This is a genomic window from Micromonospora sp. BQ11 (genome assembly GCF_052068135.1).
Classification (GTDB): Bacteria; Actinomycetota; Actinomycetes; order Mycobacteriales; family Micromonosporaceae; genus Micromonospora.
This window is the reverse complement of record NZ_JBQHDB010000014.1, coordinates 18,656-44,254: the sequence shown is the minus strand read 5'-3', so window position 1 is coordinate 44,254 and position 25,599 is coordinate 18,656. Positions and strand designations below refer to the sequence as shown.

General features: G+C 73.0%; 27 protein-coding genes. 18 read left to right on the top strand and 9 right to left on the bottom strand.

Annotated elements, in window-relative coordinates:
* Positions 1-8: 8 nt before the first annotated feature.
* The 3 genes from ACTMSW_RS25245 to ACTMSW_RS25235 all read left to right on the top strand — a co-directional run bounded on the left by ACTMSW_RS25245 (position 9) and on the right by ACTMSW_RS25235 (position 1,884).
* Positions 9-455 carry an acyl-CoA thioesterase gene (locus ACTMSW_RS25245; protein ID WP_441183166.1) on the top strand — a complete coding sequence of 149 codons (447 nt, stop codon included), beginning with the start codon at positions 9-11 and terminating at the stop codon, positions 453-455.
* Positions 452-1,165, top strand: a complete 714-nt coding sequence (locus ACTMSW_RS25240; protein WP_441183165.1) for a hypothetical protein — start codon at positions 452-454, stop codon at positions 1,163-1,165. Before ACTMSW_RS25245 ends, ACTMSW_RS25240 begins: the two co-directional genes overlap by 4 nt.
* A 131-nt stretch (positions 1,166-1,296) precedes the next feature.
* Positions 1,297-1,884: a YbjN domain-containing protein gene (locus tag ACTMSW_RS25235; protein WP_441183164.1), complete on the top strand. Its 588-nt coding sequence runs from the start codon at positions 1,297-1,299 to the stop codon at positions 1,882-1,884.
* 61 nt (positions 1,885-1,945) lie between these two features.
* Here ACTMSW_RS25235 and ACTMSW_RS25230 read toward each other — a convergent pair whose 3' ends face one another.
* From ACTMSW_RS25230 to ACTMSW_RS25220, 3 genes are all read right to left on the bottom strand, one after another.
* Complete coding sequence (locus ACTMSW_RS25230; protein WP_441183163.1) at positions 1,946-2,374, bottom strand: globin; 429 nt, start codon at positions 2,372-2,374, stop codon at positions 1,946-1,948.
* 51 nt (positions 2,375-2,425) lie between these two features.
* Entirely contained in the window at positions 2,426-3,841 is a 1,416-nt protein-coding gene (locus ACTMSW_RS25225) for an MFS transporter (protein WP_441183162.1), read from the bottom strand.
* 240 nt (positions 3,842-4,081) lie between these two features.
* The gene (locus ACTMSW_RS25220; protein ID WP_441183282.1) at positions 4,082-5,173 is read right to left on the bottom strand and encodes a mechanosensitive ion channel family protein; all 1,092 of its coding nucleotides are present in this window, start codon (positions 5,171-5,173) and stop codon (positions 4,082-4,084) included.
* Between the two features lie 304 nt (positions 5,174-5,477).
* On the opposite strand from ACTMSW_RS25220, the gene ACTMSW_RS25215 reads away from it, so the two are divergent.
* The gene (locus ACTMSW_RS25215; RefSeq protein ID WP_357037730.1) at positions 5,478-6,011 is read left to right on the top strand and encodes an HNH endonuclease; all 534 of its coding nucleotides are present in this window, start codon (positions 5,478-5,480) and stop codon (positions 6,009-6,011) included.
* Positions 6,012-6,023: 12 nt separating this feature from the next.
* On the opposite strand, the gene ACTMSW_RS25210 is transcribed toward ACTMSW_RS25215, so the two are convergent.
* The 3 genes from ACTMSW_RS25210 to ACTMSW_RS25200 form a co-directional block, all read right to left on the bottom strand.
* Positions 6,024-6,869, bottom strand: coding sequence for a class F sortase (locus ACTMSW_RS25210; protein WP_441183161.1), 846 nt, complete (start codon positions 6,867-6,869; stop codon positions 6,024-6,026).
* Positions 6,870-6,881: 12 nt separating this feature from the next.
* Positions 6,882-7,355 carry a hypothetical protein gene (locus tag ACTMSW_RS25205; protein ID WP_441183281.1) on the bottom strand — a complete coding sequence of 158 codons (474 nt, stop codon included), beginning with the start codon at positions 7,353-7,355 and terminating at the stop codon, positions 6,882-6,884.
* 158 nt (positions 7,356-7,513) lie between these two features.
* Complete coding sequence (locus ACTMSW_RS25200) at positions 7,514-7,999, bottom strand: Lrp/AsnC family transcriptional regulator (protein WP_441183160.1); 486 nt, start codon at positions 7,997-7,999, stop codon at positions 7,514-7,516.
* 167 nt (positions 8,000-8,166) lie between these two features.
* On the opposite strand from ACTMSW_RS25200, the gene ACTMSW_RS25195 reads away from it, so the two are divergent.
* The 11 genes from ACTMSW_RS25195 to ACTMSW_RS25145 are packed head-to-tail and all read left to right on the top strand — an operon-like array spanning position 8,167 to position 18,845.
* The gene (locus ACTMSW_RS25195) at positions 8,167-9,066 is read left to right on the top strand and encodes a tryptophan 2,3-dioxygenase (RefSeq protein ID WP_441183159.1); all 900 of its coding nucleotides are present in this window, start codon (positions 8,167-8,169) and stop codon (positions 9,064-9,066) included.
* 14 nt (positions 9,067-9,080) lie between these two features.
* Positions 9,081-10,361 carry a kynureninase gene (gene kynU, locus ACTMSW_RS25190; RefSeq protein ID WP_441183158.1) on the top strand — a complete coding sequence of 427 codons (1,281 nt, stop codon included), beginning with the start codon at positions 9,081-9,083 and terminating at the stop codon, positions 10,359-10,361.
* A 56-nt stretch (positions 10,362-10,417) separates the two neighbouring features.
* Positions 10,418-11,788 carry an FAD-dependent oxidoreductase gene (locus tag ACTMSW_RS25185; RefSeq protein WP_441183157.1) on the top strand — a complete coding sequence of 457 codons (1,371 nt, stop codon included), beginning with the start codon at positions 10,418-10,420 and terminating at the stop codon, positions 11,786-11,788.
* Between the two features lie 20 nt (positions 11,789-11,808).
* Complete coding sequence (locus ACTMSW_RS25180) at positions 11,809-13,290, top strand: 2-hydroxymuconic semialdehyde dehydrogenase (protein ID WP_441183280.1); 1,482 nt, start codon at positions 11,809-11,811, stop codon at positions 13,288-13,290.
* On the top strand, positions 13,287-14,084 hold the full coding sequence (locus tag ACTMSW_RS25175; protein ID WP_441183156.1) for a 2-keto-4-pentenoate hydratase: 798 nt from the start codon (positions 13,287-13,289) through the stop codon (positions 14,082-14,084). The genes ACTMSW_RS25180 and ACTMSW_RS25175 overlap by 4 nt, the downstream gene beginning before the upstream one ends.
* Positions 14,081-15,010 carry an acetaldehyde dehydrogenase (acetylating) gene (locus tag ACTMSW_RS25170; RefSeq protein ID WP_441183155.1) on the top strand — a complete coding sequence of 310 codons (930 nt, stop codon included), beginning with the start codon at positions 14,081-14,083 and terminating at the stop codon, positions 15,008-15,010. The genes ACTMSW_RS25175 and ACTMSW_RS25170 overlap by 4 nt, the downstream gene beginning before the upstream one ends.
* Complete coding sequence (gene dmpG, locus ACTMSW_RS25165) at positions 15,007-16,083, top strand: 4-hydroxy-2-oxovalerate aldolase (protein WP_441183154.1); 1,077 nt, start codon at positions 15,007-15,009, stop codon at positions 16,081-16,083. Before ACTMSW_RS25170 ends, dmpG begins: the two co-directional genes overlap by 4 nt.
* Positions 16,080-16,856 (top strand): 2-keto-4-pentenoate hydratase, encoded by a 777-nt coding sequence (locus tag ACTMSW_RS25160; RefSeq protein ID WP_441183153.1) that lies wholly within the window; start codon positions 16,080-16,082, stop codon positions 16,854-16,856. Before dmpG ends, ACTMSW_RS25160 begins: the two co-directional genes overlap by 4 nt.
* A complete protein-coding gene (locus ACTMSW_RS25155; RefSeq protein ID WP_441183152.1) occupies positions 16,853-17,278 on the top strand; it encodes a RidA family protein in 426 nt (141 codons plus the stop codon). Before ACTMSW_RS25160 ends, ACTMSW_RS25155 begins: the two co-directional genes overlap by 4 nt.
* On the top strand, positions 17,275-17,799 hold the full coding sequence (locus ACTMSW_RS25150) for a 3-hydroxyanthranilate 3,4-dioxygenase (protein WP_441183151.1): 525 nt from the start codon (positions 17,275-17,277) through the stop codon (positions 17,797-17,799). The genes ACTMSW_RS25155 and ACTMSW_RS25150 overlap by 4 nt, the downstream gene beginning before the upstream one ends.
* Positions 17,799-18,845: an amidohydrolase family protein gene (locus tag ACTMSW_RS25145; RefSeq protein WP_441183150.1), complete on the top strand. Its 1,047-nt coding sequence runs from the start codon at positions 17,799-17,801 to the stop codon at positions 18,843-18,845. Before ACTMSW_RS25150 ends, ACTMSW_RS25145 begins: the two co-directional genes overlap by 1 nt.
* A 73-nt stretch (positions 18,846-18,918) precedes the next feature.
* Here the strand turns inward: ACTMSW_RS25145 and bdeA are convergent, their stop codons facing one another.
* Positions 18,919-19,830 (bottom strand): bis(hydroxyethyl) terephthalate hydrolase, encoded by a 912-nt coding sequence (gene bdeA, locus ACTMSW_RS25140; RefSeq protein WP_441183149.1) that lies wholly within the window; start codon positions 19,828-19,830, stop codon positions 18,919-18,921.
* A gap of 232 nt (positions 19,831-20,062) precedes the next feature.
* Here bdeA and ACTMSW_RS25135 point away from each other — a divergent pair, with 232 nt between their 5' ends.
* Genes ACTMSW_RS25135 through ACTMSW_RS25125 form a run of 3 tightly spaced genes read left to right on the top strand, consistent with a single transcriptional unit; the run spans position 20,063 to position 22,284 of the window.
* The gene (locus ACTMSW_RS25135; RefSeq protein WP_441183148.1) at positions 20,063-21,526 is read left to right on the top strand and encodes an amidase; all 1,464 of its coding nucleotides are present in this window, start codon (positions 20,063-20,065) and stop codon (positions 21,524-21,526) included.
* 55 nt (positions 21,527-21,581) lie between these two features.
* Entirely contained in the window at positions 21,582-21,884 is a 303-nt protein-coding gene (gene ctaJ, locus ACTMSW_RS25130) for an aa3-type cytochrome oxidase subunit CtaJ (RefSeq protein ID WP_441183147.1), read from the top strand.
* Entirely contained in the window at positions 21,871-22,284 is a 414-nt protein-coding gene (locus ACTMSW_RS25125; protein ID WP_441183146.1) for a DUF5130 family protein, read from the top strand. The genes ctaJ and ACTMSW_RS25125 overlap by 14 nt, the downstream gene beginning before the upstream one ends.
* A gap of 63 nt (positions 22,285-22,347) precedes the next feature.
* Here ACTMSW_RS25125 and ACTMSW_RS25120 read toward each other — a convergent pair whose 3' ends face one another.
* Positions 22,348-22,911 carry a Uma2 family endonuclease gene (locus ACTMSW_RS25120; RefSeq protein WP_441183145.1) on the bottom strand — a complete coding sequence of 188 codons (564 nt, stop codon included), beginning with the start codon at positions 22,909-22,911 and terminating at the stop codon, positions 22,348-22,350.
* Positions 22,912-22,994: 83 nt separating this feature from the next.
* Complete coding sequence (gene pepN, locus ACTMSW_RS25115) at positions 22,995-25,541, bottom strand: aminopeptidase N (protein ID WP_441183144.1); 2,547 nt, start codon at positions 25,539-25,541, stop codon at positions 22,995-22,997.
* Positions 25,542-25,599 lie beyond the last annotated feature (58 nt).

Sequence of the window (25,599 nt, the reverse complement as noted above, 5' to 3'; positions counted from 1 at the left end):
GCTGACCCTTGTCTGACCGGTTCGTCTACCACTGCACGCTGCGCTGGTCCGACCTGGACGCGTACGGCCACGTCAACAACTCGCGCTTCCTCACCCTGTACGAGGAGGCGCGGGTGGCGTTGATGTTCGCCGGTGGCCGGGCGTGGGGGGTGGGCTCGTTCGCCGACGGGGTGGTCATCCGCCGGCACGAGGTCGACTACCTGCGCCCGGTCGACTACGCGCTCGGCCGGGCCACGGCCGAGGCCGCCCCGACGGTGCGGATCGAACTGTGGGTGGAGGAGATCCGGGCCGCCTCCTTCACCGTCGCCTACGAGCTGTTCGACGGCGACGTGCTGGCGAGTCGGGCCCGGTCGGTGCTGGTGCCGTTCGACCTGACCCGGCAGGCGCCCCGGCGGATCTCGGCGGAGGAGCGGCAGTTCCTCCTCTCGTACGGGCCGGGCGGAGCGGGGGCGTGACCGGGTCGGAAGCGGCCGGACCGGTGGCGGCGCCGTCGGTCCACGGGCTCGCCGGCGTCGCCGACGCCGGCGCGTTCCTGGCCCGTCTGGTCCGGCTGGAACCGGCTGCCGTGGTGCGGCTCCGGCCGGGCGCCACGGCGGGGCGTACGGCCCTCTGGGCCCGACTGCCGTGGGGCGTGCTGGTGGTCCGTACGGTGGCCGGGGATGCGCCCGGCGACGTGACGGTGGCGGCGGGGGACCTGCTCGCCGAGCTGGCCGCCGGTGGTCCCGGGTTGCCTCCGCGCCGCGACGCGCAGTGGCGGTGGCCACTGCCGCCCGCCGCGAGCCGTCCGGTGGAGAGCCTGCCGGTGGCGCAGCTGCGACGGATCGCGGTCGCCGCGGCGGGTGCGCTGCGCGATGCCACGGCGCACGGGGTGGCCGGCCGGGCGGTGGGGCAGCGGGCGGTACGCGACGCCCTGCTCGACCACGTGCCGGTGGTGGTCACCCCGGACGACGCGCCGGACGATCCGGTGGAGGTGCCGCAGCGGCTGGTGCAGGGCCTGGTCCGGATGGGCTTCCTCGGAGCCGCCGGGACGGCGCCGGACGGCGGCGACGTTCAGGTGCGGGTGGCTGGCCGATGGGTCGGTCTGGTGGGGCCGTACGGAGCGGCGTGGTCGCAAAAGGCGACGGATCTTGCCGTCCGAGTCGTCACACCTCATACCTTCGGATGACCCCGGTTCATTCTTCTGGCCTGGGGCTGCCGTTGGGGGGATGCTTCAACCCGGCTGTCCGGGTACCGTCCATCCTCGGATCCAACGCACCGTAGGCGGCTGGATCCGCTGGGGAGTGAGGTGCGCGAGCGATGCCGTGGTGGTCATGGCGCCCCGGTCCCGCCAACGGCGGCGGTGAGCCGGAAGGTCGGAGCGGGATCACAGTGGAAGGCGCCGTCCGGGTCGGACCACCGGCCCCCCGGCAGCCGGCAGACAACTGCACGGCTGTCGACCGGCCGGCGATCGCCTCGATGCCGGCCACCGTCGAGCCGGTGACGCTGAGCCGCGTGTGCGACGCGCTCGACCTGCTGGACGTGCGTTACCTGGCCGACGGAGACGGCAACCTGCTGGCCATGTGGGAACGGCACGCGGTCCTGGTGACCCTCGAAGGTCCGGAGGACGAGATCCTGGTGATGCGGGCCCGCCCCCACGCGACGGTGCCGCCGGACTGGGAGGACCGCGCGTACCGCGTGGTCAACGAGTGGAACCACACCCGCCGCTTCTGCAAGGCCTACATCGGCGACCCGACCGAGCGCGGGCAACTGCCCATCTACGCGGAGCTCCAGGTGCCGTTCGGCGCGGGGGCGCACGACGCGCTCCTGGTCGAGATGCTCGACTGCGGCGCGGCGGTGGCCACCAGCTTCGTCGACTGGCTGCACGACGAGGGTGCGCTCCTCTGACCGCCGTCCGGTCCGCCCCGCGGCGGCCGGTCCACTGCGGCCTCCGCCGGGAGTGCGGCCGTCAGGCCGGTCCGGCCGGGTCCTCCATCACGTTGACCATGAAGTACGCGGCCCGCTCCAGGTAGTCCCAGAGGGCGGTGGCCAACTCCGGCGGCAGGTCGAGACGGTCGACGGCGCGGCGCATGTGCAGCAGCCACGCGTCCCGCTCGGCGGCCCCGATCCGGTAGGGGGCGTGCCGCATCCGGAGGCGGGGATGGCCGCGCTGGGAGGAGTAGGTGTTCGGGCCGCCCCAGTACTGGATGAGGAAGAGGGTCAGCCGGTCGGCCGCCGGGCCCAGGTCCTCCTCGGGGTACATCGGGCGGAGCAGCGGATCGGTGGCGACGCCGGCGTAGAACTCGTCGACCAGCTTGCGGAAGGTGGGTTCGCCGCCGATCGCCTCGAAGAGGGTCGTCGACGTACCCGGACGGTCCGATTCACCTGCGGCAGTCACCGTTCCATCCTGCCAGGTGGCTCCGGGAGCGTCCGGGGTGCCCGTTGTGCGTCAGGTCACCGCGTGCCGGTGTCGTCCCGGCTCGCCCGGCCGCGCGACCGGGTCGTCGACGGGGAGGAGGCACCCGCTGCCCGCACGCGCGGTCGAGGTGGCCGCCGGGGCCGTCCCGGCCGCGTCCGGCGCGTCGTTCCGGCGCGCGAACCGCGCCGAGGCGACGGCGGCGTCGATCGTCGCCCGGCTCGGCCAGGACAGCGCGGTGACCGACATGAGCACCACGCCCGCCAGGCTCCACAGCCCGACCACCAGCGGGATCGAGAACCGCTCGGCCAGCAGACCGGTGACCAGCACCGCCAGCCCCTGGATCACCTGGACCCCGGTGGCCATCACGCCGAACGCGCGGGCCCGGAACCCGTTCGGCAGGGCTTGGACGAACAGGCCGTTGGCCACCGGCAGCAGGCCGGCGACGGCGAACCCGCACGCCGCCGCGAGCAGCGCCACCACGACCGGCGGCGGGTCGAGCAGGGACGGTACGAGCACCAGCGGGGCGAGCACCGCCAGGGGGCGCATCAGGGCCACGCGCCGGGCCGGCGCGACCGCTCGCCCGATGAGCAGGCCGCCGAGGATGAAGCCGATCGGGTTCGCAGCCATGATGACGGCCTGCGCGGCGCCGGCGTTCATGCCGCCGGAGTGCTCGGAGGCCCAGGCCGCCGCCAGCCCCTCCGGCACGATCGAGAAGAGCATGGCGCTGAACACCAGCACGGCGATCGCCCGCAGGACCGGTGTGCCGAAGACGATCCGGAAGCCGTCACCGGTCTCCCGCAGGAGGTGGCTGCGGTGCGCGGCGGTCATCGCCGACGGTCGGTCGCCGACCCCGAAGCGCACCAGCGCGGCGGAGAGCGCGAAGGTCACCGCGTTGACCAGCAGCGCGACCGTCGGGCTGAACGCGGCGATGGCCGCACCCGCCAGGTAGCCGCTGACCTGCGCGGCCTGCCCGACGCTGCCGTTGATGGACAGCCCCAGCACCAGGCGGTCGCCGGTCAGCATCAGCGGCATCAGCGCGGACCGGGCGGCCTGGCTCGGCGGGTTGGCCAGCGTGGTGGCGAAGAGCAGGGCCAGGGTGACCCCGACCGGTGCCTCGGGGATGGCGATGAGCACCATCAGGGCCATCCGGATGAGGTCGCAGGCGACCATGACGTTCCGGTAGCGGTACCGCTCGGCGAGCGTGGCGAGCAACGGGCCGCCGACCAGCCAGGGCAGGTAGCTGACCGCGAACGCGGCGGCGGAGAGCGCCACCGACTTTGTCTCCTGGTAGACGAGCAGCGTCACGGCCGCCTTGGCGATGTAGTCACCGACCCACGACAGGGTGCTCGCCGCGAGGACGAACCGGTACTCGCGTTGGGCGAAGACCTCGCGGAAGGTGGCCGGGCCCTCCGGGGAAGGTGGCTCGTCGGACACCGTCGCCTCCATCGTTCCGATGGGCCGGTCACTCGTGGTGGGGGGCCCGGGAACCGTCGTCAGATGTACGGATCAGCGAGGACGTGATCACGCTCCGGCGGGAAGCGCGTGTCCCGGATTCTGCCCGATCGTCCGACAACTGGCTAGGGTGAACGGGTTGAACGTCGCATCGCCGACTGAACGAACGGACGATACCCGAGGGGCTGCCCGGCTCGCGACCCCCGCTGTCCGGGCGTCACCGTCCCCGTACGGTCACACCGTTCCACCCGGGGTGGTGGTCCCCGGCGCCGGCGATCCGCCCGGTGCGGTGGCCCCCGGTGCGGTGGCCGAACCCGGGAATCCCGCCGCGCCGGACGCCGCTCCCGGCATGCCCGGGTAGAGCCGGGCCGCCGCGATCTTCGCGGTGATGCCCGAGTTCTCCAGCGCCTCGGCCAGTCGCCGGCGCAGCTCCCGGCCGACCGCGAACTGCCCGTCGGCGGTCGTCTTCACGACCGTACGGATCACCGCCCCGTCGACGGTCATCTGCTCCACGCCCAGCACCTCGGGCGGCTCCACGATCTCCGGCGCCAGCTCGGGGTCCAGGGCGACGGAGGCCGCGGCGGTACGCAGCACCGCGTTGGCCTCCTCGGTGCCGGCGAAGCCGATCGGCAGGTCCACCACGACCAGCGCCCAGCCCTGGCTCTTGTTGCCCACCCGGACGATCTCGCCGTTGCGGATGTACCAGAGCACGCCCCGGCCGTCCCGGACGGTGGTCACCCGCAGGCCCACCGACTCCACCACGCCGGTGGCCTCACCGAGGTCCACGGTGTCCCCGACGCCGTACTGATCCTCGATCAGCATGAACAGGCCCGCGATCAGGTCCTTCACCAGGCTCTGCGCGCCGAAGCCGAGGGCCACGCCGGCGATCCCGGCGCTGGCCAGCAGTGGCGCCAGGTCGAAGCTGAACTCCTTGAGCACCATCAGCAGGGCGATGCCCATGACGAAGGCGGTGGTGAGGCTGCGCAGCACCGACCCGATCGCCTCGGCCCGCTGGCGCCTCCGCTCCGGCACGAACTCGCCCGGCTCGGTCGCCGCGCTGGGGATCCGCTCGCGCAGCGGCCGCAGCATGGTCGGCACACCCGCGTCGGTGGTGGTCCGCACCAGCCGGCTGATCATGCGGTGCACCAACCAGCGCGCGACCACCGCCAGCAGCAGGATCAGGCCGATGCGGACCGGCTTGAGCAGGATCCAGTAGCTGCCCTCGGCGAACCAGACCGAGCCGGTCAGGTCGTAGACGCTCTTGCAGAGGGTGTCGTTCAGGCAGGTGGGCGAGGGGTCGGGTGCCGGCACCTCGACGGCGGGCAGGGCGGGCGGCGGCAGGCTGACAGAGGTCACCGTGTTTTCGTACCGCACCCCCCGGCACCCCGCCGCACCGACCCTCCGGATGGTGACGGACGGTCGTACGGGGGCGAACCGGTCACCGGCGGCGGGCGTCGGGAATGCTTCGGTGGGGGACCCCGGATTAGTACGTGCAATCCCGGGTCTTATCAGGGACTATTGGCGCACGGACGTCGGTGATCCGGCTGGCGTCGGCCGTGGCGGGTCGCTGCGCCCAATCCCCGGTCGGCAATGGCACTCATGGGGCCGCTGAACCGGGAGGGTGAGCGCGATGCCTGACATACGACCCACGGTGGGCTCCGGCGCGCTGGTTCTCAACGCCACCTACGAGCCGCTGTGTGTCGTGTCCGTGCGTCGTGCCGCCATTCTCGTGCTGTCCGCCAAGGCGGTCTGCGTCGCCGACGGCGAAGGGGTGCTGCACAGCGCCCGCAACGCGCTCCCGGTGCCCTCGGTCGTCCGCCTGACCCGCTTCGTCCGGGTGCCCTACCGCACCCACGTCGGGCTCTCCCGCCGGGCGATCTTCGCCCGGGACGGCTGGCGCTGCGCGTACTGCCGCGGGCCGGCCGAAACCATCGACCACGTCTTCCCCCGCAGCCGGGGCGGCCGGCACGCCTGGGAGAACGTGGTCGCGGCCTGCGCCCGCTGCAACCACACCAAGGGCGACAAGACCCCGGCCGAGCTGGGATGGCGTCTGCACGCGTTGCCGGCGGCACCGAAGGGCACCGCCTGGCGGGTGCTGGGGCACCGGGCTCCGGATCCGCGCTGGGCGGACTGGCTGGACCTCCGCGAGCCCGAGGCCGCCTGACCGGCCGGTCCGTCACGTCCCGCGGGCCTCGACGAGGGACGCGAACACCACCACGTTGTCGGCGTAGCCGACGTCGCCGCCCACCCACCGGCCGCCGCAGGTGACCAGGCGCAGATTGGGGCGGCTGAAGTCGCCGAAGACCTCGTCGGCGGGGAAGCTCTCCTTGTCGAACCGCTCCACGCCGTCCACCTCGAAGACCGCCACCGTACGGTCGGTGCGGGTCACCTCGACCCGATCCCCCTCGCCCAGCTCCCGCAACTCGTGGAAGACGGCCGGTCCGGAGTTGGTGTCGACGTGCCCGACGATCACCGCCGGCCCGTACTGACCCGGGGTGGGGCCCTGGTCGTACCAGCCGGCCTCCTGCGCGCGGGCCGCGTCCGGAGCGGCGATGGCACCGTCGGAGGCGAGCCCGACGCTGTGCACGGGCGCCTCGAGGTCGAGCGTGTCGATCTCGATGGTGGCCGGCGGACTCGCCGACAGGACCGGGTACTTCTTCGGCGGTGGCCGCAGTCCGGCGATGAACGTGTCCGGCAGGATGCGGAAACCGGTGACCCGTTCCACCCCGAGCATCGCGACGATCAGCACCATCAGCGTGCCGATCACGAGGATCGGGAACCCCGGATGCCGGGCGGGTGCCAGCCTCCGCCGACCGGCGGCCACCCGGCGCTGCCGGTGACGCGTGGGCAGCGGTCCGGCTGCCGGGTCCGTGGTGGGGACGCTCGCCACGCCCGCCTCGCCGGCCACCCGACGCAGCCGTCGGGCGGTCGTGGCGGCCACCCGGCCGGACGCCCGCAGCGCCCGCCGGGTCGTGGCGCGGACGCGCCCCGCTTCTCTGCTACGCCTGTGTCGGCCGGCCATGGCGACGGCGGGTCAGGAACCGGCTCCGGTGGTACGGCGGCGGCCGAAGAAGCCGAACCCGACCGCGAGCGCCACCGCGGCGAAGCCCCCGATCAGCAGCAGGGAGCCCGGTCCGGCGTCGCCGGCCGTGCCGCCGCCTCCGGTCGCCGGTCCCTTGGTGGGCTGCGCCATGTCCAGGACGGTGAAGGTGGACGTCGCGGTCCTGCCCTTGTCGCAGCGCAGCTCGACCGGATAGTCGCCGGGCTCCTTGCTGCCCGGCACGCTGACCTGTCCGGTGAGGAAGCCGTTGTCCGCTCGCAGCATGACCCGGCCGAACGCGTCCGAGTGCACGGAGGCCGCCTCGTTGTTGGCGTTGTCGCAGCTGGCCCGGATGCTCACCCGTGTGCCCGCCTGGGCGGGGTTGGGCGTCACCTCGACGAAGGTGTTCTCCTCCGCCCGGGCCGGCGCGGCTCCGACCAGGACGAAGGCCCCGATCAGGACGAGCACCCCGAGCAGTCGGACGATGGCTCCCGAGGCGTCGAACACGCCCGGGTACGGTCGCAGACCCCGCATGATCCCTCCCTCCCGGCACCGATGCACCGGTTCTGCTGGGGCGACGCGCGGTGCTTTCCCGCTGGTCGGGCGGGCACACGAGGGAGGGCGTGTTAAGCGGGGGCCCTTCCTCTACCGGAGGCGTTAACGGGGGGCCCTTCCTTTCCCAGCGGAGCGACGGGGTGCCACTCCAGGGGGGTGGAGAGGACCATGGTGCTGGACGGCTGGCCGTACGGGGCGAGCCGGTCGATGACCCCCTCGAACTCGCCGATCGAGCCGGCGGCCACCTTGAGCACGCTGCACGCGTCGCCGGTGATCCGGTGGATCTCCATGATCTCCGGCCATCCCGCCACCGCGGGGTCGTTGAGGATGCACCGCGACCCGTAGCAGGACATCCGGATCAGCGCGACCACGGTGCGACCGGCCCGGGCCAGGTCGACGTGCGCGTGGTAGCCGGTGATCACGCCCGACTCCTCCAGCCGGCGTACCCGCTCGGCGACGGCCGGCGGGGAGAGGTGTACCCGGCGGGACAGCTCACTGAAGGACAGCCGTGCGTCGGCCTGAAGCTCGCGCAGCAGCGCCCAGTCCATCTCGTCCACGCACCGACCTTACGTTCTCCAACCCGATCCCTCCTATCGCCTTTCGGGCGAGAAGTAATCCCTGGTCAGTGCCGTTGCTTCGGCATTCCGTCGGCGGTTCCCGCCGCGAGATCATAACGTCCACCGGCGTGTCGCCGGTGGGAGCGGTGCGAGCGGAGGAGCGGAACGTGGAACGGACGGACCCGAGAGCGGCCAACCGGGCGGCGGTACGGCCGGTCACCCCGCGTCAACGTGCCGCGCGGGCGGCCCGCAACGGCGGCGAGCCCACCCTGGAGTTCGCCGAGCGCGTGCCGTACGACGCGTACGTGCAGGCCAGCACGCTGCACCGGCTGCAGACCCCGTTGAGCGACGACCCGGGTGAGATGTCGTTCCTGATGGTCAGCCAGATCATGGAGCTGTACTTCGGGCTGACCTGCCACGAGCTGCGCGAGACGTCCCGCCTGCTGCGGGAGGACCGGATCTGGGACGCCCTGGCCCCGCTGCGTCGCGCCGCCCTGCACCTGGAGGGGCTCAACGCGGCCTGGAAGGGGCTGCGCTGGATGACCCCGGCCGACTTCAACCGGTTCCGCAACCTGCTCGGCGAGGGATCCGGCTTCCAGTCCGCGATGTACCGCCACCTGGAGTTCCTGCTCGGTCTCCGGGACACCACGCTGATCCGCCCGTTCCGCCGCCAGACCGACGTGTACGCGGACCTGACCGCCACCCTCGCCGCCCCCAGCGTGTGGGACGAGGTCGTCGCCCTGCTCGCCCGGCACGGCCACGACCTCCCGGCCGACCTGCTGGAGCGGGACGTCGCCGGGGAGCACGAGCCGCACGCGGCCGTCGAGGCGGCCTGGGTGCGGATCTACGACGACGAGGCGGCGGACAACCACCTGCGCCTGCTCGGCGAGGCCTTGGCCGAGGTGGCCGAGCAGTTCGGCGACTGGCGGTGGAACCACCTCAAGGCGGTGCAACGCACGATGGGCGCCAAGGTCGGCAGCGGTGGTTCGGCCGGCCTGGCGTGGTTGCAGCGCAGCATGGCCCGGGTGGTCTTCCCGGAGCTGTGGTCGGCCCGTACCGCGATGTGACCGGAGAACGCGACATGCACACCCTGGAACAAGAAGCTCACCAGCGCGACGCGGGCGACCCCGGCCACCGGCACCTGTTCCACGTGCCGCCGGCCGACGGCGGTCGGCACCCCGAGGCCGCGTACCTGGCCGGCAACTCGCTCGGCCTGCAACCCCGGGCGACCCGGGACGACCTCCTCGCCGACCTGGACGCCTGGGCGCGGCTGGGCGTCGAGGGGCACCTGGAGGCGAAGCGGCCGTGGCTGCCGTACCACGAGCTGCTCACCGGGCCGGCCGCGCGACTGGTCGGCGCCCGCCCGGCGGAGGTCGTGGTGATGAACTCCCTCACCGTCGACCTGCACCTGCTGATGGTCAGCTTCTACCGGCCGGCGGGCCGGCGCACGCGGATCGTCATCGAGGACACCGCCTTCCCCTCGGACAGCTACGCCGTCCGCAGCCAGGCCCGGTTCCACGGCCTGGACCCGGACACCACGGTGGTCCGGCTGACCCCGCGGGCCGGTGAGGACAACCTACGCACCTCCGACGTCTGCGACCTCCTCGCCGCCGAGGGCGACACGGTCGCGCTGGTGCTGCTGGGCGGGGTCAACTACCTGACCGGCGAGCTGCTCGACATCCCGGCGATCACCGCGGCCGGCCGCGCCGCCGGTGCGGTCGTCGGCTGGGACCTGGCGCACGCGGCCGGGAACGTCCCGCTGGCCCTGCACGACTGGGACGTCGACTTCGCCGCCTGGTGCTCGTACAAGTACCTGAACTCCGGGCCCGGCGCGCTGGCCGGCGTCTTCGTCCACGAGCGCCACCTCGGCAGGACGGACCTGCCCCGCTTCGAGGGCTGGTGGAGCACCGAGGCGACCACCCGCTTCGAGATGACCCCGGTGTCCCGGCCGCCGGCCACCGTGGAGGCCTGGCAGATCTCCAACCCGCCGATCCTGGCGATGGGTCCGGTCCGCACCTCGCTGGAAATCTTCGACTCCGTCGGCATGCCGGCGCTGCGGGAGCGCAGCCTGCGGCTCACCGACTGGCTGGGGCGGCTGCTCGACGAGGTGACCGCCGACCGGCCGCTGACCGTGGTCACCCCGCGCGACCCCGCGCGACGGGGGTGCCAACTGTCCGTGCGGATCGGCGCCGGCAGCGCCGCCGAGCTGGCCAAACGACTGCGGTACGAGCACGGTGTGATCGCCGACGCCCGGGAGCCGGACATCATCCGGTTCGCCCCGGTGCCGCTCTACTCGACGTACCACGACTGCTGGCGCGTCGCCGAGGCGCTGGCCGCGACGGTTCCGGCGGTGACCCGGTGAGCGCGAGGAGTGAGCCGGGCCTGCGAGCCCCGCAGTCGCGAACGAAAGACAGCCCGGTGACCGGGCAGCGGGACGAGATCGCGGTGGTCGGTGCCGGGCTGGCGGGCTGCCTGCTGGCCTGCTTCCTGGCCCGGCGGGGCTACCCGGTGGCGATCTACGAGCGGCGGCCCGATCCCCGCACCGGCACCGTCGAGCGGGGGCGTTCGATCAACCTGGCGCTGTCCGAGCGGGGGCTCGACGCGCTGCGCCGGATCGAGCTGGACAAGCAGGTGATGGCGGACGCGCTGCCGATGCGCGGCCGGATGATCCACCCGGTCTCCGGAGGGTCGCACTTCCAGTCGTACAGCGTCTCCGGGGACCGGGCGATCAACTCGATCAGCCGGGGCGCGCTCAACAACGCGCTGCTGGACGCCGCCACCGCCCTGCCCGGCGTGCGAGTCGCCTTCGACCACCGGCTGGTCGGGCTCGACCCCGCCAGCGGCGACATGACCTTCGAGACCCCGCACGGCAGCGTCGCCGCCACCGCATCGGTCGTCCTGGGCACCGACGGTGCCGGCTCGGCGGTGCGGGGACAACTGCTGCGGCACGGGCTGCTGACCGAGAGCCTGGACTTCCTCGACTACGGCTACAAGGAGCTGACGATCCCGCCGGTGGACGGGGACTTCGCCCTGGACCCGGAGGCCCTGCACATCTGGCCGCGTGGCACCTCGATGATGATCGCCCTGCCCAACCCGGACCGCTCGTTCACCTGCACGCTGTTCTGGCCCACCCACGGCACCGCGAGTTTCGCCTCGCTCGGCAGCCCGGCGGCGATCGAGCGGCACTTCGCCACGCACTACCCGGACCTGCCGCCGCTGGCCCCGAACCTCGTGGACGACTACCAGCACAACCCGGTGGGCCTGCTCGGCACCGTCCACTGCGACCCTTGGCAGGTGAACGGGAGGATCGGCCTGCTCGGCGACGCCGCCCACGCCATCGTGCCGTTCTACGGCCAGGGTGCGAACGCCGCGTTCGAGGACGTGGTCGAGCTGGACCGGTGCCTGGACGAATGCGCCGACGACTGGGCGGCGGCGCTGCCGCTGTTCCAGCACCGCCGGCAGGTCAACGCCGAGGCCATCGCGCGGATGGCGCTGACCAACTTCGTGGAGATGCGGGACAAGGTCGCCTCGCCGCTGTTCCAGCTGGGCCGCCGGGTGGAACACGCGCTGGAACGGGCCCTTCCCGGCCGGTACGTTTCCCAATACGAGCTGGTGTCCTTCTCCACCACCCCGTACGCCGAGGTGCGCCGCCGGGTCCGCCGGCAGCACCGCGTGCTCGGTGCCGTCGCCGCCGGCGCGGCGCTGCTGGTGGCCGGTGCGATCGGGGCCCTGACGAGTCGGACGTCCGGCGGTTCGGCCGCCGGCGTGCAACGAGGGAGGCGCCGATGACCGCCTGGGATCCCCGGTTGATGGCCGGGCGGGCACCCGACGGGCCGGGTCTGCTGCGCAACTTCGTGGGCGGCGAGTTCGTCGAGGCGGGACGCCGGTTCACCAAGCGCAGCCCGGTGACCGGCGAGCCGGTCTTCGAGGTCGCCGAGGCCGCCAGCTCCACGGTGGACGACGCGGTCGCGGCGGCCCGCGCGGCGCTGCGCGGCCCGTGGGGCCGGATGGGGGAGCGGGAGCGGGCGGAGGTGCTGCGCCGGGTCGCCGACGAGCTGGAACGCCGCTTCGACGACCTGGTCACCGCCGAGGTCGCCGACACCGGCAAGGCCATCTCGCAGGCCCGGACGCTCGACGTTCCGCGCGGCGCGGCGAACTTCCGGGCCTTCGCCGAGATCGTGGCGACCGCGCCCACCGAGTCGTTCACCACGGTCACCCCGACCGGTGGCCGGGCCCTCAACTACGCCGTCCGCAAGCCGGTCGGCGTGGTCGCCGTCATCGTGCCGTGGAACCTGCCGCTGCTCCTGCTCACCTGGAAGGTCGCCCCGGCGCTGGCCTGCGGCAACGCGGTCGTGGTGAAGCCGAGCGAGGAGACGCCCGCCTCGGCGACGCTGCTCGCCGAGGTGATGGCGGCGGCCGGCGTGCCGGCCGGTGTGTTCAACCTGGTGCACGGCTTCGGGCCGGACTCGGCCGGGGAGTTCCTCACCCGGCACCCGGGCGTCGACGCGATCACGTTCACCGGCGAGTCGGCCACCGGCGGGGCGATCATGCGCGCGGCGGCCGACGGGGTGAAGGCGGTGAGCTTCGAGCTGGGCGGCAAGAACGCCGGGCTGGTCTTCGCCGACGCCGACCTGGACGCGGCGGTCGCCGGGTCGGTGCGGTCCAGCTTCACCAACGGTGGGCAGGTCTGCCTGTGCACCGAGCGGATCTACGTGCAGCGTCCGGTCTACGAGGAGTTCACCGCACGCCTGGCGAAGCGGGCCGCCGAGCTGGCGTACGGGTGGCCGGCCGACGAGGCGACCGCGAACATGCCGCTGATCTCGCACCAGCATCGGGAGAAGGTGCTCGGCCACTACGACCTGGCCCGCGCCGAGGGCGCCGACGTGCTGACCGGGGGCGGGACGCCGCGCTTCGGCGACGCCCGCGACGGCGGGGCGTACGTGCAGCCGACGGTGCTCACCGGGCTCGGCCCGGACGCCCGGACCAACACCGAGGAGATCTTCGGCCCGGTCGTGCACGTCGCGCCCTTCGACGACGAGGAGGAGGCGTACGCCCTGGCCAACGGCACCGAGTACGGCCTGGCGGCCACGGTCTGGACGCGGGACGTGGGCCGGGCGCACCGGGCCGGCGCCCGGCTGGACGCCGGCATCGTCTGGGTGAACACCTGGTACCTGCGTGACCTGCGCACCCCGTTCGGCGGCGTGAAGGCCTCCGGCATCGGCCGCGAGGGCGGCGTGCACTCGCTGGGCTTCTACTCCGAACTCACCAACGTCTGCGTGGACCTGACATGACCCCTGATCTGGAAGCCGCCGCCCGGGAGCTGACCGAGGCCCGGGAGGGCGGCAAGCCCTGCCCGCCCCTGCGCGGCCGGCTGCTGACCGAGGGGGACGTCGCCTCGGCGTACCTCGTGCAGCAGGCGCAGGCCCGCGAGTGGCTGCGGCACGGCCACCGGCGGGTCGGCGCGAAGATCGGGTTGACCAATCCCGTCGTGCAGGAGAGCCTCGGCGTCCACCAGCCCGACTTCGGCGTACTGACCGACGCCATGGCCGTGCCGGACGGTGCCGAGGTGGCGATGGACGGCCTGCTCCAGCCCCGTGTCGAGGCGGAGGTGGCCTTCGTCCTCGGCACCGACCTGCCCGACGGGCGGATCACCACCGCCGACCTGCTGCGGGCCGTCGACCACGTGCTGCCGGCCATCGAGATCGTCGACTCGCGCATCGCCGGCTGGGACATCTCCATCGTGGACACCGTCGCCGACAACGCCTCCAGCGGCCTGTTCGTCCTCGGCACCACCCCGCGCCGGCTCGCCGACGTGGACCTGCGCCTGTGCGGGATGGTCCTGGAGCACGCCGGGGAGCCGGTCTCGGTCGGTGCCGGCGCGGCGTGCCTCGGCAACCCGCTGCACGCGCTGGAGTGGCTGGCCGGCACGATGGCCCGCTCCGGCGACCCGCTGCGGGCCGGCGACGTGGTGCTCTCCGGGGCGCTCGGCCCGATGGTGCCGGTGACCCCGGGCGCGGCGTACGAGGCCCGGATCTCCGGCCTCGGCTCGGTCCGGACGTGTTTCTCGAAGGGTGGGGACCAGTGAGCACGGGTGTGGCGGTGATCGGGTCCGGCAACATCGGGACCGACCTCATGATCAAGGTGTTGCGGCTCAGTGGCAGCCTGCGCATGGTGGCGATGGCCGGCATCGACCCGGACTCCGACGGGCTGGCACGGGCCCGGCGGCTGGGCGTGGCCACCACCGCCGAGGGCGTGGACGGGCTCGTCGCGCTGCGCGAGTTCGCCGACGTCGACCTGGTCTTCGACGCCACCTCGGCCGGGGCGCACCGGCACAACGACGCGGTGCTGCGCGCGCACGGCCGTACGGTCGTCGACCTGACCCCGGCGGCCATCGGCCCGTACGTGGTGCCGCCGGTCAACCTCGACGAGCACCTGCACGAGACGAACGTCAACATGGTGACCTGCGGTGGCCAGGCGACCGTGCCGATCGTCGCCGCCGTCGGCCGGGTCACCCCGGTCGCGTACGGGGAGATCGTCGCCTCGATCGCCTCGCGGTCGGCGGGGCCGGGCACCCGGGCCAACATCGACGAGTTCACCGAGACCACCGCGCGGGCGATCGAGGTGGTCGGCGGGGCCGAGCGCGGCAAGGCGATCATCGTGCTGAACCCGGCCGAGCCGCCGCTGCTCATGCGGGACACCGTCTACTGCCTCTGCCCGGACGCCGACGCCGACCGCGCCGCCGTCTCCGCGTCGGTGGCCGACATGGTGGCGACCGTGCAGGAGTACGTCCCGGGCTACCGGCTCAAGCAGGACGTGCAGTTCGACCGCGTCGACAGCTACGTGCCGTCGCTCGGGCGGCACCTCACCGGGCTCCAGGTGTCGGTCTTCCTGGAGGTCTCCGGCGCGGGCCACTACCTGCCCGCGTACGCCGGGAACCTGGACATCATGACCTCGGCCGCGCTGCGCACCGCGGAGCGCCTGGTCGCCCTTCGCCGGACGGTGACTGCATGACGGACCTGTACATCCAGGACGTGACCCTGCGCGACGGCATGCACGCCATCGCCCACCGCTACACGGTGGACCAGGTGCGGACGATCGCGGCGGCGCTGGACGCGGCCGGGGTGGCCGCGATCGAGGTGGCGCACGGCGACGGGCTCGCCGGTTCCAGCGTCAACTACGGCCACGGCGCGGCGAGCGACGCGGACTGGATCTCCGCCGCCGCCGAGGTGCTCACCACCGCGAAGCTGACCACCCTGCTGCTGCCCGGCATCGGCACCATCGCCGACCTGAAAGCGGCGAAGGCGCTCGGGGTGGCCAGCGTCCGGATCGCCACCCACTGCACCGAGGCGGACATCTCCGCCCAGCACATCTCGTGGGCCCGCGAGAACGGCATGGACGTCTCGGGGTTCCTGATGATGTCGCACATGGCCGACCCGGCCGCGCTGGCCGCACAGGCGAAGCTGATGGAGTCGTACGGCGCGCACTGCGTCTACGTCACCGACTCCGGCGGCCGGCTGCTGATGTCCGACGTCGCCCAGCGGGTCGACGCGTACCGGCAGGTGCTGGAGCCGGAGACGCAGATCGGCATCCACGCGCACCACAACCTGTCCCTGGGCGTGGCCAACAGCGTGGTCGCGGTCGAGCACGGGCGGATCCTCGGCTCCGCCCCGGCCGGTGCGGACGCCGCGCACGGCCGGACCGTGCGGGTGGACGCGTCGCTGGCCGGGATGGGCGCGGGCGCCGGCAACGCGCCGCTGGAGGTGTTCGTCGCGGTCGCCGAGCTGCACGGCTGGAAGCACGGCTGCGACGTGTTCGCGCTGATGGACGCCGCCGACGACGTGGTCCGCCCGTTGCAGGACCGGCCGGTCCAGGTCGACCGGGAGACGCTCTCCCTCGGGTACGCGGGCGTCTACTCCAGCTTCCTGCGGCACGCCGAGCGTGCCTCCGCGAAGTACGGCGTGGACGTCCGCTCGATCCTCGTCGAGCTGGGCCGGCGCCGGATGGTCGGCGGCCAGGAGGACATGATCGTGGACGTGGCGCTGGACCTCGCGGGTCGTCGCACCGAGCAGGAGGAGGCAGCGTGACCGGCCTGGACACCACCGGCATCGCCGAGCGGCTGGGCGCGGCCGCCGACACCGCCACCGCCATTCCGCAGCTGGCCGCCGAGACGGGCCTGGACGTCGACGCCGCGTACGCGGTGCAGACCGCCCTGGTGCAGCGCCGCCTGGCCCGGGGTGAGCGGATCGTCGGGCTGAAGATGGGCCTGACCAGCAGGGCCAAGATGGCCCAGGTCGGCGTCGACGAGGTCATCTGGGGGCGGCTCACCGACGCGATGCGGGTGCCCGACGGCGGCACGGTCGACGTCGCCGCCTTCATCCATCCCCGGGTCGAGCCGGAGGTCGCGTTCCTGCTGGACCGCCTCCCCGAGCCGGGCGAGCCGCTGGGCTCCTTCACCGACGCGGTGCGCGCGGTGGCGCCGGCGATCGAGCTGATCGACTCCCGGTACGCCAACTTCACCTTCTCGCTGCCCGACGTCGTCGCGGACAACACGTCGGCCGCCGCGTTCGTGGTGGGGCCGTGGCGACCGGTGCCGGACGGGCTGGACAACCTCGGCGTGCTGCTGGAGATCGACGGGCGGGTCGCCCAGGTCGGCTCGACGGCGGCGATCCTCGGTGACCCGCGCCGGGCCCTCGACGAGGGGATCCGGTTGGCCGGGCGGCACGGCGTACGCCTGGCGGAGGGTTGGGTCTTCCTGGCCGGTGCCGCCACGGCCGCCGTGCCCCTGCGCCCCGGCGCCCACGTCCGGGCCGTGGTGGAGAAGCTCGGCACGGCGTCGTTGAAGGCGGCGGGCCGGTGACCGCCCGGGTGGTGGCCGGCAAGGCCGTCCCGCGCGGTGCCTTTCCGCACGTCAAGGTCGCGGGCGGTTTCGTCTTCGTCTCCGGTACGTCGTCCCGGCGGCCGGACAACACCTTCGCCGGTGTCGAGGTCGACGAGTTCGGCACGACGAACCTGGACATCCGGGAACAGACCCGGGCGGTGATCGGGAACGTCCGCGACCTGCTGCGGTCGGTCGGCGCCGACCTCGCCGACCTCGTCCAGGTCACCACCTACCTGGTGAACATGAACGACTTCGGCGGCTACAACGAGGTGTGGGCGGAGTTCTTCGACGCGACCGGCCCCACCCGGACGACCGTCGCGGTGCACCAGCTACCCCATCCGCACCTGCTGATCGAGATGCAGGCCGTCGCCCTGCTCCCCCCTCAAGGAGGTCAGTCGTGAGTGAGATCGCGGAGCCGTTCAGCTTCCCCGGTTGGATCGCCGAGAACCAGCACCTGCTGAAGCCGCCGGTGGGCAACAAGGAGATGTTCCCGGGCGGGGACGACTTCATCGTCATGGTGGTGGGCGGCCCCAACCAGCGGACCGACTTCCACGTCGACCCGTACGAGGAGTTCTTCTACCAGGTCAAGGGCAACATGCACATCAACCTGATGCTCCCGGAGGGGCCGCGTACGGTGCACGTGCGCGAGGGGCAGATGTGGATGCTGCCGCGGAACACCCCGCACTCGCCGCAGCGGCCGGAGGCCGGCTCGATCGGCGTGGTCGTCGAGCGGGTCCGCGAGGAGGGCACGCTGGAGAGGTTCCAGTGGTACTGCCCCGAGTGCGGGCACAAGGTGCACGAGGTGGAGTTGCAGGTCCGCGACATCGCCGCCGACCTGCCCCCGGTGTTCCAGGCGTTCTACACCGACGAGAAGGCCCGTACCTGCGACAACTGTGGCGCGCTGCACCCGGGCAAGGGCTGATGCGGCCACCTGTCGTCGACGTCCACACGCACCTCGTACCGAAGGGATGGCCGGACCTCGCCGCGGCGTGCGGCGGGTCCGGCTGGCCCTGGCTGCGGATCGACTCCGAGCGCGCGGCCATGATCATGGTGGGGGAGACGGAGTTCCGGCCGGTCGGCGCGGCGTGCTGGGACGCGCCGACCCGGCTGGCCGACATGACCGTCGACGGCGTGGACGTGCAGGTCGTCTCGCCGACCCCGGTCTTCTTCTCCTACGACCGACCGGCGGACCAGGCCGTCAAGGTCGCCCGGATCTTCAACGACCTGACCCTGGAGGTCACCGCCGCCGGAGGCGACCGGCTCGTGCCGTTCTGCCAGGTGCCGTTGCAGGACCCGGACGCCGCCTGCGCCGAGCTGGACCGCTGCCTGGCGTCGGGCCACGTGGGTGTGGAGATCGGCAACCACGTCGGCGACCGCGACCTGGACGACGCGGGTGTGGTCACCTTCCTCCAGCACTGCGCGCAGGTCGGCGCACCGGTCTTCGTGCACCCGTGGGACATGGCCGGTGGCCCCCGCCTGGACCGCTGGATGGCCCGCTGGCTCACCGGCATGCCGGCCGAGACGCACCTGTCGGTGCTGGCGCTCATCCTCGGCGGCGTCTTCGACCGGGTCTCCGAGGACCTGCGGATCTGCTTCGCCCACGGCGGCGGGAGCTTCCCGTTCTGGCTGGGGCGCGCCGACAACGCCTGGCACCGTCGGGGTGACCTGGTACGCGGCGCGTCCACCGCGCCGCCCAGCGCGTACGTCGACCGGTTCTGCGTGGACTCCGTGGTCTTCGAGCCGGCCGCCCTGCGACTGCTGGTCGACACGCTGGGCGCCGAACGGGTGCTGCTCGGCAGCGACTACCCGTACCCGCTGGGCGAGCGCCCGGTCGGCGCGGTGGTGCACCGGTCCGACTTCCTCACCGACGCGCAGCGCGCCGGGATCCTCGGCGGGAACGCCCTGCGCTTCCTCGGCATCGACCGGGACGCGACGGACCCGGCCGACCAGGACCGGACGTCGTCCTGATCGACCGGGCCCCGGCGCGCCGGGGCGGACGGGCGCACGGGACGTGCGGCCCGTCCGCCGCTGGCCGCAGGGGTCAGGAGTGGGGGCAGGTGTCCCGGTACTCCTGGATCGCCGTGCCGCGTGGCGCCGGGCAGAGGAACTGCTCGTAGCGGGTGTCGTCGTCCACGAACCGCTTCAGCCAGGAGATGCTGTACTTGGCGACGGTCACGTTCGACGACGTGGGCGCCGAGTGGCCGGCCGCGTTGAGTTCGAGGTACGCCTTGTCCAGGGTGGACGGCAGGCTGGTGTAGAAGGGCTCCGAGTGCGAGGTCACCGGGGCGATGGAGTCGTTCTCCGCACCCACGACCAGCGTCGGGACGCGTACCCCGGACCAGTTCTTGACGGTGTGCCAGCCGGTCAGCGGGATCGCGGCCTGCAACGTCGGCCGGGTGTTCGCCGCGGAGAGGCTGCCGCCGCCGCCCATCGAGTGGCCCATCACCGCGAGCCGGTTCCGGTCGATCCGGGTCCGCACCGTACTGGCGTTGGTGAGGTGGTCCAGGGCGGCGAGCAGTTGGGTGCCGCGACTGGCCGGCTGGTCGTAGCGGGAGAGGGTGTCGATGGTGACGACGACGAAGCCCTGCGAGGCCAGCCGGGGGCCGAGCCAGGCCACGCTGGACTGGGTCGCGGTGTAGCCGGGGGAGATCGCCACCGCGCCGAAGGTGCCCTCGGCGGTGGTGGTGGGGTAGTAGACGGTGCCGCCGCGGAAGCCGCTGACGCTGGATGCGGCGATGGTGGTCTGGGCGATGGCGAACGGGCCGCGGCTCGCCTCGATGCTCGCCACGGTGGGATCGGGGCCGCGCTGGTAGGGGCTGGCGGCGGCCTGGGCGGGCGGAGCGGCGATCAGGCCGGCGCCGACCAGGATCAAGGTCAGCAGCACGCGGACGGTGGTGGTGGTCCGGCGGCGGGCCGGTCCGGGACGGGGGACGGCGGTGGCGGTGGGTGACATGGATCGCTCCCGGTGGGGTGCGGAGCCTGCGGTTCCGGTGCCGGTGGATGGTCGGCGGACCGGGCCCGACCGAAGTATCTACATCGGTCTATGAATGGTCCGTCGCGGTGTCTCCCGGCGCCAATCCTGCGCGGCCCATGTCATCGCGATATGCGGCAACCGGCGTCGTCGCCGCCCGGGTAGTCGGTCGTGTCGCCGCCGCCGGCGGCGGCGCACCGGGCAGGATGAGGCAATGGCCGAGCCGCACGACCTGACCGCGCTGGAGCAGGCCGCCGCGATCGCCCGCGGCGAGCTGTCCAGCCGTGAGCTGGTCGCGCACCACCTGGAGCGGGTCGCCGCGCTCGGCGACACGGTGGGAGCGTTCGTCACCGTCACCGGTGCGGAGGCCCTCGCCGCGGCCGACGCCGCCGACACCGTGCCGCCCGAGGACCGTGGCCCGCTGCACGGCGTACCGACGGCGGTCAAGGACCTCACCCTCACCGCCGGGGTACGCACCACCTTCGGCTCCGCCGCCTTCGCCGACTTCGTGCCGCCGGTCGACGCCGACGTGGTCCGCTTCATGAAGGACGCCGGGCTGGTCAGCCTCGGCAAGACCACCACCTCCGAGCTGGGCTGCTCGCTCTACTCGGAGGGGCTGGTCGCGCCGCCGGCCCGCAACCCGTGGAACCTCGCGTACACCGCCGGGGGCTCCAGCGGCGGCGCGGCGGCGGCCGTGGCGGCCGGGCTGGTCCCCGTCGCCCAGGGCTCCGACGGCGGTGGCTCGCTGCGCATCCCCGCCTCGATGTGCGGGCTGGTCGGCTACAAGCCCAGCCGCGGGCTGGTCTCCGGCGGGCCGCTCGGCTTCGGCGCGTACGGGCTGCCGACCAACGGGCCGATCGGGCGGACCGTCGCCGACGTGGCGGCGCTGCTCGACGTGCTGTCCCGACCGGTGGCGGGGGAGCCGTACCTGCCGCCGGCCCAGCCCGCCGGGGGCTGGCGCGGTGTCGCCCGGGCCGCCGAACCGGGCCGGCTGCGCGTCGGCCGCTTCACCACGCCGATGCTCGCCGACGAGCCGGTGCACCCCGACTGCGTCGCCGCCGTGGACCGGGCCGCGGCGCTGCTCACCGCCGCCGGTCACGAGGTGGTCGAGGTGGCGTCGCCGCTCGGGCCGACGTCGTGGCCGCTGTTCGAGCTCGTCTGGTACGTGCTGGCGCTCGCTCCCGTGCCGCTGGAGCGGGAGGGCGAGCTGCTGCCGCTGACCCGGTACCTGCGGGCCCGGGGCGCGGAGATCTCCGCCGGCACCCTCACCGCCACCCTGGGCGAGCTCCAGGCGCAGGTACGCCTCGGCGTCCGCCGTACCGCCGACTCCGACCTGCTGCTCTGCCCCACCCTGGCCGCGCCGCAGGCGCCCGTCGGCTGGTTCGCCTCCGGTGGCGACCCGGCGGAGGATTTCGACCGGCAACGGCGCTTCTCGCCGTACTGTGCCATCTTCAACGTGACGGGCGATCCGTCGGTGTCGCTGCCGGTCGGTGTCACCGCTGAAGGGCTGCCCGTGGGGGTGTTGCTGAGCGGCCGGTACGGCGACGACGCGAGGTTGATCGCCACCGCTGCGCAGCTGGAGCACTCCAGTGGCGGATGGGATCGCCACCCCGCAATCTGGCGGGCCGTCGGCTCCGCTAACGTGAATGGCAGCGGAATCGGGCGGTCGGAGCGATGAGCGTCCACCCGGCCCGCTCGCCGAAAATCTCTTCTTCCGCCTGGGGGCGTTGGGATTGTCTGTAACCGAGACGTTGCTGGTCTTCGTCGGCATCCCGGCGGCCGCGGTGCTGGTGATCGCCGGCCTGGCGTACGCCGGTAGCCGTGGCGGTGGTGGTGGCGCCAAGCGCTACCGCCCGGGCCGGCCCTTCGACTTCACTCCGGTCTGGTTCCTGGGCCGGCCGGAGCAACTGGCCGACTCGGCCGGCACCGCCCTGGCCGCGGGCGCGCAGGCGCCGGCGCTGACCAGCCGCAAGCAGGAGCAGGCCAGCGTCGAGGCGCCGGCCGGTGGAACCGGAGGCGCAAGTGACCGTTGGTGAGATGCGGCCCCAGTCGGGGACGGACACCCCGCCGGACGTGCTGGACGGGCCGTTCTCGACCCGTCAGCTGCTGCGCATCGACGAGGCCCTGCGTCAGGCCGACCAGGGCACCGGGCTCGTCTTCTCGGTCTTCGTCGGCGGCCTCGACGAGCCGATCCGCGAGCACGCCGAGCGGCTGCACCGGCAGCTCGCCGAGCCCGACCGGTCCGTCCTGATCGCCGTGTCGCCCAACCAGCGCCAGCTGGAGATCGTCACCGGTCGGCACGCACGCAAGCGCATCCCCGACACGTACGCCCGGCTCGCCGCGCTCTCCATGGTGGCGGCCTTCGGCGGCGGCGACCTGGCCGGCGGCATCATCAACGGCCTCGACCAGCTCGCCAGTCACGCCGGTAAGGGCTGACCCGACCCGTACGACGAAGCCCGGTCCGCGATCGCGGACCGGGCTTCGGCATGTCTGCGGGTCTCAGCGGGGCCAGGCGCTCGGGTCCAGCCGCATCGGCCATGGTTCGGTCATCTCCACCGGATCATCGGGTCCCGCCGTGCCCATCAGGTCGTAGTGAACTCCCTTGGCCAGCTCGTAGCGGTACACCACCGGTCCGAAGTCGCCGCGTTCCACCCGCCAGTAGGCGGCGATGCCGGCCTCCGCGTAGAGGGCGGGCTTGGTGAACCGGTCGTGCCGGCGGCTGTTCGGGGACTCGACCTCGACGACGAGGGCGATGTCGGCCGGTTCCGACCACATCCGGTCGCGCGGGGCCCCCGGCCTCAGGACGGTGATGTCCGGGATCAGATTTCCGTCGGGTATCCGCACGCCGATCTCACGGATCACCCGCCATCCCGGCGGTGCCGTCAGCCGCAGCGTCATCCGGATGTCGTCCGCCAGCTCATGGTGATCCGGCCCGGCAGGTGGGGTCACGTGCAGGCTCCCGTCGACGAGCTCGTACCGGTTCCCGTTCTCGGGCAGGTCGGCGAGGTCCTGCTCCCGCCAGCGCCTCCCCGGCTGAGGCCACTCGTCAGTCGGCTGTGCCATCACGTCCACCTCCCGCCCCCACCATAACGACGCGGGGCCGGCGTGGGACGTGCCCACACCGGCCCCGGGCCGCGTCCTGACGCTCAGGCGCTCTGCGTGTCCCTCGCGCGGGCGGCGAGGGCGCGGACGACGCCGTCGCGGCCCTCGGCGACCAGCCGACGCAGCGGCGCCGGGTGGCCCTCGCCGGCCAGCCACGCGTCGGTCGCCGCCACCGTCTCGTCGTCCACCAGGTACGCCGGGTACGCCAGCTGGGTGAACTCCTGCGCCGGCTCGCTGTCCCGGCTGGCCCATACCTGGGCGACGGTGGCGAAGTACCGGTCCCGGTAGGGGCCGACCAGCGCGACCTGTGCCGGGTGGGCGAAGCCCTGGAGCAGCGCCCGGTGCCGCCAGTTCGGGAGCGCGTCCGGCCCGGTCAGCTGGGCCCAGACCGCAGCCTTGTTCTCCGGCGTCGGCACCAGGGCGTGGGCGTACGCCGCCTCCCGCTCGCCGCTGGCCGTACGGTCGGTCGCCAGCTCCGCCTCGATGTCGGCCGTGCCGGCCGCGCCGTTGGCGACCAGCGACTGGAGGACCGTCCAGCGCAGCTCGGTGTCGACGGTCAGCCCCGCCGGCACCTCGCCACCGTTCAGCCACCCGCGCAGGACCGCCAGGTCCTCCGGCGCGCGGGCCGCCGAGGCGTACGCGCGGGCCCACGCGATCTGGAAGCCGCTGCCCGGCTCGGCGGCGGCCAGCGCGGTCCTCGCGGTGCGGGCCAGCTCCGCCCAACCGGTCGGCGCCCAGGCCGGGTCGGCGTAGAAGACGAGCGTGCTGGTCGCCTGCCGCAGGGTGGCGGTGACCAGGTTGATGTCGGTCTCGGCGGGCAGCCCGGCCAGCACCAGCGCCACGTAGTCCCGCGCGGCCAGCTCGGCGTCGCGGATCATGTCCCAGGCCGCGGTCCAGCACAGCGCCCGCGCGAGCGACGACTCGAAACCGGCGATGTGCTGCACCACGGTGGCCATCGACCGCTCGTCCAGGCGCAGCTTGGCGTACGTGAGGTCGTCGTCGTTGAGCAGGAGCACGTCGGCCGCCCGGACCCCGGCCAGCTCGGCCAGCTCGGTCCGCTCGCCGGCCACGTCGACCTCGTGCCGCTCGCGACGGACCAGCCGGCCGTCGGTCAGGTCGTACAGGCCCACGCCGATGCGGTGCGTGCGCAGCGTCGGGTGCCCGGCCGGCGCGTCCTGCCGGACCACGACCCGCTCGTAGGTGCCGTCGGCGCTGATCGTCACCTCCGGGCGCAGCGTGTTGACCTGCGCGGTCTCCAGCCACTGGGCGGCGAACTTGCGCAGCTCCCGACCGGAGGCGGCCTCCAGCTCGGACAGCAGGTCGTCGAAGGTGGCGTTGCCCCAGGCGTGTTTGCCGAAGTACGCGCGCAGCCCGGCCAGGAACGGCTCCTCGCCCACGTACGCGACGAGCTGCTTGAGCACGCTCGCGCCCTTGGCGTACGTGATGCCGTCGAAGTTGACCTCGACCGCCTCCAGGTCCGGCATCTCGCAGTACACCGGGTGGGTGGAGGAGAGCTGGTCCTGCCGGTAGCCCCAGTTCTTCCGGATCGACAGGAAGGTCGTCCACGCGTCGGCGAACCGGGTGGCGTTGGTGTTGCACCAGTGGCTGGCCCACTCGGCGAACGACTCGTTCAGCCAGAGGTCGTTCCACCAGCGCATGGTGACCAGGTCACCGAACCACATGTGCGCCATCTCGTGCAGGATCGTGTTGGCCCGCTGCTCGTACTCGAAGTCGGTGACCTGGGAGCGGAAGATGTAGTGCGACTCGGCGTGCGTGACGCAGCCGAAGTTCTCCATCGCGCCGGCGTTGAAGTCCGGTACCCAGAGCTGGTCGTACTTCGGCAGCGGGTAGCGCACGTTGAACTTCTCGTGGAAGAAGTCGAAGCCCTGCTTGGTGATCAGGAACAGGTCGTCGGAGTCCAGGTGCTGCGCCATCGAGGCCCGGCAGAACACGCCGAGGTCGATGCCGTCGTGGCTGTCCCGCACCTGGTGGTACGGCCCCGCGCAGAGCGCGGTGATGTAGGTGCTCATCCGGGCGGACTCGGCGAAGTGGACGGTCTTCAGGTCCTCGCCCGCCGCCTCCTCACGCTCCACCGGCATGTTGGAGACGACCGTCCAGTGCGCCGGGACGGTGGCGTGCCAGGTGTAGACGCTCTTGAGGTCGGGCTGGTCGAAGGCGGCGAACACCCGCTGGGCGTCGGCCGTCTCGAACTGGCTGTACAGGTACGTCTCGCCGTCGACCGGGTCCACCGTGCGGTGCAGGCCCTGCCCGCTGTTCGAGTACGCGAAGTCCGCGTCCACCACCAACGTGTTCTCGCCGGCCAGACCGGGGAGGATGAGGCCCTTCTCCGCCGACCAGTCGTCGAGGTCCAGTGCGGTGCCGTTGAGCGTGGCCGACCGTACCGAGTCGGCCGCCACCTCGATGAAGGTGGTGGCTCCGGGCTCGCTGCACCGGAAGCGGACCTCGGTGGTCGACCGGAAGGTACGACCCGCCGCCTGGACGGCGCTGGACAGGTCCAGACTGATGTCGTATCCGGTCACATCGAGGAGGCGGGCCCGTTCGGTCGCCTCGACCTGTGTCAGGTTGCGCACTCCCGGCACTGTTCGTCTCCATCCCATTCTCGCCGTACGCCGCCGCGGCGCCGTCCCC